The following is a 6,537-nucleotide window of genomic DNA, read 5'->3' on the forward strand; positions in this document are numbered from 1 at the left end:
CATACCGGCGATGGTTGAAAAATGAACACTCATGCGCTCGCCCTGACTCGGTGCTGACATCAACACACAGTCAAATTCAATAAAAGGATGCGTAAAGCGCACTTTATTTCCACGCTTATACAAGGTCACCATCCCTGTCTGGCGATTTAAGCTATAAACACGTTTGCTTTTTAAGAAAGGCGCTAAGAAATAGTAGCCTTTACATACCAATTTATAATGGGCCCATATAAGCAAGCAAGGAAGCGTGAAGTAGAGGGTTAAATCGTAGGAAACCATTAACCAATCATCCCACCTTTTATCCCAACTAGCATAACCAAATAATAATGGATAAAGGAACACCAAATAGGCCAAAGGCAAAAATAAAATCAATAGTATTTTTGTCATAGTTAGTAAAAATGTATAAAACTGAGACCAGCCGGATAACGCTTCACTATTTAACCTTTCTTCATTCCAGTATAACGATTTATTATCACCTTCAGTATCCTTGAGGTAAGAGGGCGTAACCTCTCCCGCCAAAGATAGAGAAATGGTGTCATTTGCCTTGGTAAAGGGGAACACTTTCCCCTTAGTGAGTAGCTGTTGCAAAAAACCGTGCGGTGGTTTAGCGGGTTGTAGCGACAGTTGCTCAGTGTTGTAGACCATGTCAGCTATCTGCAAAAATATTGATTTTTGGACCGGTGGCGGGCGATGTTTTTTGTTTTTCGGCTATTTCCGCTAGCGTCTTCTTGTAGATATCATCGCTCATATCTCGCCAGTAACGCGGATCACGGCCAGTCTGTTGATCATGAGCAGCGGTTACAGGGTCTTTGGCTCGAGCTTCTTCTAATACCAACAGATCTGGCATCGGTTGACTCACATCCATGTAACGCTGGATCATATTCCAAAGACGCTGGTACTCCACCACACGCTCGTTGGTGCCAATTAAGTTGCTAATAGGTACACCCACAGAGTAAGGCTGATAGCGATGAACTAACATCAAATTGTAGTTCAGATGGCCTTGCGGACTGGGGGCCGACATCAATACACAATCAAATTCAATAAAAGGATGCGTAAAGCGCACTTTATTGCCACGCTTATACAGCGTCACCATCCCTGTTTGACGGTTTAAGCTATATACACGTTTGCTTTTCAAAAAAGGTGCTAAGGAATAGTAGCCTTTACATACCAACTTATAGTGGCCCCATATAAGTAAGCAGGGAAGCGTAAAATAGATAGTCACAGTATAAAAAATAACGGACCAATCTTCTAAACCCTCTCTCCAGCCACCAGAACCAAAAACCAAAAACAAAAGAATTAGCATGTAAGCTACTGGCAAAAAAAACATTAATATTACTTTAGACATTGTTAGTAAAAATGTATAAAACTGGGACCATCCGGATAACGCTTCACTATTTAACCTTTCTTCATTCCAGTATAACGATTTATTATCATCTTCAATATCCTTGAGGGAAGAGGGCGTAACCTCTCCAGCCAAAGATAGAGCAATGGTGTCATTTGCCTTGGTAAAGGGGAAAACTTTCCCTTTAGTGAGTAGCCGTTGCAAAAAACCGTGCGGCCTTTTAGCTGGCTGTGGAATGATATTTTCGGTATTATATGCCATTAATTGCTACCAAATAATTGTTTTACGAGCATTAGCCACGTGTGCTTATTATTAATGAGTCTTTCGCCCAGCCCAGATCGCTATCATCATCTAGATTAAAACTGGGAACAGGGGGTCTAACTTTTCCCTCTTCAAGTTGCTCCAGCGTCAGTGCTGGAAAAATAGCCTCTTCGACTTTAAGCTGAGCCCTTGTAATTAACGCTGGCGAGTAGTGATGTTCATAAACTCGCCCAGAAAAAAAACGAGACTCCATATTTGTTTTGGGAACGTGTTGTTCGTACTTAATAAAGAACGCATAGCCTTCGTCAGTTTTTTCTTGCTTTAATAGTGTTGAATTAGCCGAACTTATGTTGATGATCTCTCTCTCTTCTTGCCTACCTACGCGACTAATCGTCACTGTTTTTCTTTCAATTGCTTGACGTGCATAAAAGTCGATATCAAGGCTAGTTGGGTTTAGCAATGAGGCTAGATTCGTATTCACGTGAATAATATGTGTTGCACCAAGCGCTCGCATACGGCCTTTCAGTTGCTCAGAAAAAGCCGTTTGACTATCGAGATGATAACTTTTAACAGATATCGTTAAAAACAAGTCTACCAAGTGTTCATACGCCGATTTAGCATCTAACAGATGTTGATAGTCTTCATTAGGTTCTTTAGCAAAGGGGCCATTCGTCATCCAGTCTTCTAAAGGGCTATTTTTCCATAATGAATAAAGGACCAAACCAGCTACTGATAGGCCGATACCTAGCCAAGCCACTGGGCCCATACCAAATAGTATTGGTGCGTTGGTAGTAAATAACCCTGTTGCAACTGTGGTAACTAAGGCTCCTGTTGCCACCATTCCCTTGGCAATACTGGCATCAATATCATTGTTTTGCCAAAGCCGAATCGCATCCCAACCAGCAATCGCCGCGGTTAAAAAGCCTGCGGCAAGGCTGGCAGCGCCCAAAACACTAACTCTTGCCACTAGATGAGATTTTCCCCCATCGAAGGTTATTGTACGTGCTAGATCGTCATAAAGAGTAAACGCCGTGCCCTTTGATACAGTCGCAAGTCGAGAGGCATTTTGTGTGTACAAGTTAGAAGCATGAACAATTGCAACCCCCAAATCCATAACAGTGCTTGTGGCCTGAGCAAAAGAATAACCAAGATCCTTTCGGTTCAACGCGTCTTCAAAATATCTTGCGTTATTCATCAGGTTAACAAGCTCAATAACCGCAATAAAATAAGGAACACGTAATCCCTCGTAGGCATTGCTGGCCGTCTGGTTCACATTGTTTAACGCTCGGCGGGTGTTGGCTTGATTAAAAGCTTCTGCCACGTGGCTGTCTTCTGACACCACAACTACTTTAAGTGGCAACTTAGGCCCAACGAGTGCGCGATCAACGTCGGGTATATCGCTAGATCTAAACGCATTTTTACCGGTTGAGGCCACCAATTTCCCTGACGCATTTTCATACATACGTGCCATGGGTGCTTTTTTTTGCTTGGTTTTAATGTATTCCCGATCAATCTCACTTAGGCCCCAAGTCAGGCCATGCCCTTCTACGCCAACGACAGTCCCTTTAAACGCCTTTCCACCGACGGGTTGATAGGTAATGTCCCCCCACATTTCACTATTTGCTGATTTCATTAACCGCAAAACAGGTGCATAGGCGCTGTTAAACTCAATGACCTTCGCTTCATCAGCCAAATCTTTGCTCAATTCCAACAAGGTTTCGTAATAACCTCCTAGAATAGTATTTAGAGTATTCGCAACCTGTCGCACGGAAGCAAAGGCACCCTCTTCGTTGTTGTTAGCGGACGACACTAAGCCAAGATCGAAGATGCGCAAGTCTTCATCTTGAATATCTGGACCCTTTTTAAACCACAATGCGAGTGACTCCGGCGTTGCCAACCCGTCGCCCAGATTAGCCGATTCTGGTGGCTGTTCCAACGACTCGTCCAAGCTAACACTTTGTTCAGCAGGGAAGAGTATCGGGTGCAAAGCCGATCCACCACTGGGCAGTAGAATACTCTTTGCCGTATCTAAATAGGGAGACATCCCTCTATCTTCATAGTGAGAGAGTTGGTCAAGTTTTTTCGTATTCACGCAAAGCGCAGATACCGCTTCCCCTATCAGCTTTTGGGCTGCCGCTGCATTGATATCGTTGAGTGAGCTGATATCTCGGATCACCACAGCCAGCCGCGGTTCCTCAATAATGCTTTGTACGTAACCTTGCAAATTTTCTATATCGGTGCAGCATATTTGACGCTCTACGGTGCGCAGTGTTCGATGAAAACGTCCCCCTAAGAAAGTGTCCATCTCATCGTACCCAGCATGAGACGGATTTTCATTTTCGCCAAACTTGGGAGGAACAACGAGCTTTTGCACCAACTCCGCAGAGCGATAGTGAGGTTGTTGGCTCATATCAACGTAAATTTGTTGCATGTACGCCACACCACTTCGCGCGAGGTAAGTATGGTGTCTAAGATCAAAAAGCGGATCATCCAGCACGATGGCTCTTAAGTGACGTTGCTTGGCTTGAGCGAGATAGTCGTCTGTCGATTCCGCCTCCCACATTTCGCTCTCTCCAGCCTCGGGAGAAAGAATGTCCATCAGTGCAGAGTGTCTGAGCCCATACTCGTAGCGGTGAGGTTGATGATCATAATACCGGAGCATATTCGGCGCGGACTCGCCATCTTCCCTCATGGATTCAAGCTCTCCCTTGACCGTTTGATAGGTTTGATTAACCCAAGCGCCGGAGAGATCGCGATTGAGTTGCATTGGCTCGGCAAGGAAAAACTCTAATTCAGGCGCCCTCACTCGCATAGCAGGTAACGCTGTGACTTTCAGTATGTCTGACCCATCAACCGCATTAAGACTGTCTAGCGGTTTAGCACGTTGCATTAACTGCTCTGGGTGTGCCTCAAGATAGTTCAAACGGGGCGCACTCCATTGCACTTCAGAAAATGCAACGTGAACAACGGATTGCTCGTTTTTTGCTTTGGCGGGGATCCAAATCTCACCTAAGGGCATTCCTGTCGCCACACGTTCTTCATCTTTAAAGGGTTGATCTCGCCCCTCTCGATAACGATAGAGATGAACGTCTTTTAAGCACATTTCCCCGTCTTCAGGTGTAATGTGGATCTCTCGCCATGCTTTGTGGTTATAAAAAACATATAAATACCCCGCGCGAACGGGTGCCACACGGTCCGCATTGGTCACGGATTCCTGATATGACGGCAAAAGAGTGAGCGGAAGCACTGAGTGAACCAAGTAATCTTGCTCGTCTTGCTTTCTCTCGGTCACTGTTACATTTTCAAATAACGGTAGCTTAATGGGTCCATCGTCGGCATCCACTTTCAACCAGACGTTACGATTTTCTTTCTCGTCGCTCCAGTCCCAGCTGTATATCGTGGTGTCATCGAGTTCGGGGTCTATCTTCTTCTTGGCTTCAAGAGAAGGTTGCTGCGTCATGTCTGTTAGATCATAAAACTCAAAATCCTGCTCTGCTCCATGTTGTATTCCTGTCACTTCAATAAGAAGCTTTTTGCCATCGCATGCAGGCGCTGAAGAAAACTTATCAGACATTTAAATACTCCCTAGACACCCATTTCTCTAATTGTTCCACAATGCTCGTTTCAGTCTGTCCTGGTGCGATTGTTAACGATGCTTCGTCCAAACTGATCGCATTTGCATGTAGGAGAGAGTGAACCTTATTGATCAACGCTTGGCTCTCTATTTGATGCTTTGCACAAAAGTGGCTAACTGCTTTTTGTTTGGGCCAGTCAAACACGTCAATGCCTTGCGTTTCAGCCCATTGCTGTATCTCTTGCTCTGTGTGCTTTTCGTTCAATGCATCTTTCTGTGAATCCGTCAGTTGCCACAATGACGACGATGCTTCTACGGTATTTGCTCCGAGGATATGCACCCACTCAGGTTGTCGACTGTGTATCTTCTGGTAAACATAAGCCCCAGAGAGAATACCGAGCCAATCAGCAGTATCACTTGGTTCAGCGAGCAACAAGAAATAGCTTGCTACTGCCGGTACGTAGTAATGTAAAAAGCCTTTTCGCGCTGCTGAAAACTGCACTTGAAGGCGATTTCTTAACTGCGCGAGAACAGCGTCGAACCCTACCGTGTTTGGAGCAGAAAAGTATAAAGTCCTATCTTTGGATAGCTTATCGACAATGGGGTCATTCGCTCTCAAAGGAATAACAAGTGGACTACGCTCTATCATCACTGATAGCGGCGTCGATAAATAAAGTGGTTCAATATTGTGACCAGCAATAAGTCCATAAACCTCTTGATGCATGCCGTCATAGTCACTCACTAACGCATACCAGTTTATCGGCTCATCACCATGTGTGGATGCTAGATGTAAGCTCATACGTTATTCCCACAGGGGCAGTCTGATAGCGGGCAACTACCGTCAGGTTGTTTAAGGCACGCTTGCGTAATTGGTGTTTCAGATTTAACGTCGGCAATAACTTGTTGCACAAGACTCGCCGTCGCTGGAACAGCGATAAGCGTCGGTGCCCCTTGCTGTGTTTCTGATGTGGTCATTACATCAACCGCTTGGATATCGGGGAGTGGCGCGGCTTCGGGATCGGCTAAAGCATCAATAGTTTTTGGACGCTTCGCCATTTGGCCATTAAAGCCTGGGCCACTGCCTGCGCTGCCGCCTGAGTTTAAGTTCACCGCGGCACCAGAAGCATGCACGCCAGCCGCATCCACTTTCACAAAGCTACCGCCGGCACTTAAGGTAACTTCTGCACCGGCTTCAATCACCAGTTTGGCGCCCGTTTTTAGGTGAATGTCACTCCCTGCATCTACCGCATGAACCTTACCGACTTTATAGTGCTCACTGGCTTTGACGAGATTGGAGTGGTTGCCACCAATACGGGTGCGACTCTCTCCCTCCACGGTATGATGCGCATTGCCCATCACACGA

Annotated in this window: 3 protein-coding genes and 2 pseudogenes; all 5 read right to left on the reverse strand. The window is 45.5% G+C overall.

The features are described 5' to 3' along the window. Positions 1 to 642, reverse strand: a pseudogene (locus tag C7A19_RS13555) (hypothetical protein); the annotation flags it as partial. A gap of 1 nt (position 643) precedes the next feature. Then, positions 644 to 1,600: a hypothetical protein gene (locus tag C7A19_RS13560; protein ID WP_116645123.1), complete on the reverse strand. Its 957-nt coding sequence runs from the start codon at positions 1,598 to 1,600 to the stop codon at positions 644 to 646. Between the two features lie 31 nt (positions 1,601 to 1,631). Continuing rightward, positions 1,632 to 5,174, reverse strand: a complete 3,543-nt coding sequence (locus C7A19_RS13565; protein WP_116645124.1) for a toxin VasX — start codon at positions 5,172 to 5,174, stop codon at positions 1,632 to 1,634. After that, positions 5,167 to 5,973: a DUF4123 domain-containing protein gene (locus C7A19_RS13570; protein ID WP_116645125.1), complete on the reverse strand. Its 807-nt coding sequence runs from the start codon at positions 5,971 to 5,973 to the stop codon at positions 5,167 to 5,169. The genes C7A19_RS13565 and C7A19_RS13570 overlap by 8 nt, the downstream gene beginning before the upstream one ends. Next, positions 5,970 to 6,537 (reverse strand): annotated as a pseudogene (locus C7A19_RS15620) (type VI secretion system tip protein VgrG); the annotation flags it as partial. The gene C7A19_RS13570 and the pseudogene C7A19_RS15620, both read right to left, overlap by 4 nt.

It is taken from the genome of Salinivibrio sp. HTSP (genome assembly GCF_003390965.1).
Lineage (GTDB): Bacteria > Pseudomonadota > Gammaproteobacteria > Enterobacterales > Vibrionaceae > Salinivibrio > Salinivibrio kushneri.